Genomic DNA, 382 nt, shown 5'->3' on the forward strand with positions numbered 1-382 from the left:
TATTACTTCATCTCCACCTTCCTGGCCGAGCATGTCGCCTGGCATGCGGAGCGCCTGCGCGGCTGAACGCGGGGACTGCAACGATGCTCGAATTCTTCCGCGTCAATCAGGGGCTCATCAGCGTCCTGCTCAGCATGGCGATGCTGGTAGTCTGGGTGGTCTATCTGCAGATCCTGCTGGTCCAGGTGCGGGCCTCGCGCCGCTCGTCCATCCTGATAACCCGCGCCGCCGGACGGGGCATGCGCAGCCGCTGCCTCGTCACCAATATGAGCAGCCAGTCGCTCTACGTCACCAGTCTGATCGGCATTCTGCATGCAAGCGACAAGCAGATAGAGATCGCGCTGACCGATCTGCGCGAACTGCCCGAGGATCTGGGTGCCGA

Annotated in this window: 1 protein-coding gene; it reads left to right on the top strand. The window is 62.3% G+C overall.

What is annotated here, in order from left to right:
• Window positions 1–83 precede the first annotated feature (83 nt).
• A partial coding sequence (locus tag A3736_RS05835) for a hypothetical protein (RefSeq protein ID WP_197465506.1) occupies window positions 84–382 on the top strand: 299 nt, incomplete at its 3' end.

Source organism: Erythrobacter sp. HI0063 (assembly GCF_001635685.1).
In the GTDB taxonomy this organism is placed as follows: Bacteria; Pseudomonadota; Alphaproteobacteria; order Sphingomonadales; family Sphingomonadaceae; genus Qipengyuania.